This is a genomic window from Streptomyces sp. NRRL S-920, from assembly GCF_000717945.1.
In the GTDB taxonomy this organism is placed as follows: domain Bacteria; phylum Actinomycetota; class Actinomycetes; order Streptomycetales; family Streptomycetaceae; genus Streptomyces; species Streptomyces alboniger.
The window spans coordinates 1-2,151 of the sequence record NZ_JODF01000133.1; the positions used below are offsets into that span (position 1 = coordinate 1).

General features: G+C 70.9%; 4 protein-coding genes. All 4 read left to right on the forward strand.

The features are described 5' to 3' along the window. Nucleotides 1-188: 188 nt before the first annotated feature. The 4 genes from IG54_RS0137125 (at nt 189) to IG54_RS0137140 (ending at nt 1,670) form a co-directional block, all read left to right on the forward strand. Nucleotides 189-569 (forward strand): hypothetical protein, encoded by a 381-nt coding sequence (locus tag IG54_RS0137125; RefSeq protein ID WP_030795580.1) that lies wholly within the window; start codon nt 189-191, stop codon nt 567-569. A gap of 87 nt (nt 570-656) precedes the next feature. Next, complete coding sequence (locus tag IG54_RS0137130; RefSeq protein ID WP_030795582.1) at nt 657-1,031, forward strand: hypothetical protein; 375 nt, start codon at nt 657-659, stop codon at nt 1,029-1,031. A gap of 129 nt (nt 1,032-1,160) precedes the next feature. Continuing rightward, a complete protein-coding gene (locus IG54_RS0137135) occupies nt 1,161-1,394 on the forward strand; it encodes a hypothetical protein (protein ID WP_030795585.1) in 234 nt (77 codons plus the stop codon). A 66-nt stretch (nt 1,395-1,460) separates the two neighbouring features. Continuing rightward, nucleotides 1,461-1,670 carry a hypothetical protein gene (locus IG54_RS0137140; protein WP_030795587.1) on the forward strand — a complete coding sequence of 70 codons (210 nt, stop codon included), beginning with the start codon at nt 1,461-1,463 and terminating at the stop codon, nt 1,668-1,670. The last annotated feature ends 481 nt before the right edge of the window (nt 1,671-2,151 follow it).

Genomic DNA, 2,151 nt, shown 5'->3' on the forward strand with positions numbered 1-2,151 from the left:
CCGCCGGGCAGGCCCGCGCGGAGGGGGCGGAAACCGCCGCTGACCTGCGGAAAGATGTGATGCAGGTCACCCGTTCGGAGGACTGTTCCAGGTGGACTCAGGCACTCGAATAAGGCAGAATTAGTGATGTCGGAAGGGGATGGCAGCCCCGGACGACAGGCCCGAACCTTCAACACCAGGGAGACCACGTGAACACCGAGACCGGCACCGCGAAGCACTGGATCGTGGACGCCTACGACGCCGTCTGGGTGGACGGCGTGATCGTTCACGACCTGTTCAACGTCGCCCGCGTCTGCATGACGTGCCACATGGAGACCGGTCTCACCGGCCCGTGCCTGCGGGAGAACCCCCTCCCGACCCCGGAGGAGATCACCCAGGTCGCGACGCTCGCCGAGCTGCACGAGGCCGCCCGTATCGCGTTCGGCACCCTCCCCGTGTGGATGGTCGACGCCATCGCGCGGGGCGAGCTGGACGCGTACGCCCCGGACGACCGGCGGAAGCGCCTCAGCCGGGCGCGTCAGTCGCTCGCGTACGCCGAGCTGCACCGCCGGGCGCTCGACACCGAGTAAGCAACCGCACGAGCCCCACCGTCCGGGGCGGGATGGCAGCCCGCCCCGGACGAGCCCCGAACCTTCAACACCGCAAGGACGCACAGCATGAGCACTCAGCCCGTCAAGCCCGAGACCGTCGCCCCCGAGTGGCCCGCCGCGAAGCCCGCCGACATCGACGCCGCCACGGCGTCCGGCATCATCGAGGCCCGCGCGATCAGCGAGGAGCTGACCAAGGAGCACGGCGTTCCGGCCGTCATCGTCGGGCACGGCATCGACCCGGTCACCAACGGGCCCGTTGTGCGCGTCGACACGGCGGAAGGGCTCATTGCCCTTGCGATCCCGGCGGTTGGTGAGCCGTACGTCATCCAGCGCGGCGGACAGCGTCTGTTGGGGCTCCAGGCCGTCCGCCGCCCGCGCGCCCAGGTCGCCACCGTCGCCCGCCAGTTCGTGGGAGTGCTCCAGGCCCGCAACCTCGTGTGACCCACGTCACCCGAACGAGGGACGCGAGAGGCTGGACCCGCACCCTAGAATAAGGCAGAATTAGGGATGTCGGGAGGGGATGGCAGCCCCTCCCGACATCGGCCCGAACCTTCAACACCGGGAGAAGCGATGCGGAACACCCCCACCACCGCCGAGCAGGCGCAGGAGAACTTGCAGGCCACTAAGGCACTGCTCGGACTCCAGCAGCGCGGATACCTGCACGCCGCCGAGCGCCGTTCCTTCGGCTGGATCGCCGTGATCAAGCGGGGTGAACCCCCGGTCGTCATGCACTCCCCCAAGGGCGTCATGCAGTTCGTGGCCAACCACGGGATGCCCCAGAACCTGGAACCCGTCCGCCGCTAAGCCGAGCCCCCGCCGGGAGGGGTGGCAGCCCCTCCCGGCCCCGAACCTTCAACGAGGAGCCACGCAATGCCCCGGAACAACAACCACAACGCCCGCCAGAACGACGGAAGCCGGTACGGACTGGCCATCGTCGTCGGCATCGGTGCCCTGTTCGTGGGGGGCGCGATCGGCCTTGACGGCGTGTGGTGGCTGATTCAGCACCTCATCCCCGCACTCGTCGTGGTCGGCACGCTGGGCGTGGTCCTGAAGATGCTGGACCGCCGCCGCCAGAGCTGAACCGCGCGTACGGCCCCCGGCCCGAGCCGGGGGCCGTACGGCGGCGGTAGCGGACGCGCCTGGCGGCGCGGCACCTCTTGTTCGTCCCCTTCGGGGCCGGCGGCCGCGCGGCGGCCGGGGTCCGCTGGCGCGGACCAGGCCCTCCTTCCGGCACCGGGCCGTGGACGCGCCTGGCGGCGCGGCACCTCTTGTTCGTCCCCTTCGGGGCCGGCGGCCGCGCGGCGGCCGGGGTCCGCTGGCGCGGACCAGGCCCTCCTTCGTCGGGCCGAACGGGCGCCCCTGGCGGGGCGATCGGCGCGGACATCGAGCGCATCGCGGCGGGGAGTTCAATTGCATTGCATTACGTTGCGGTGAAATGAAATGGATCTGCGCGAGTTGGACGCGCCTCCGGCGGGGGCCCTTACTCCCAAGGGGGCGGGGGCTCCGTCACCGTGTGCGGGCCGTGGGTGGCTGGGGTGTGGGGGTGGCCGGGGTCTCCCCT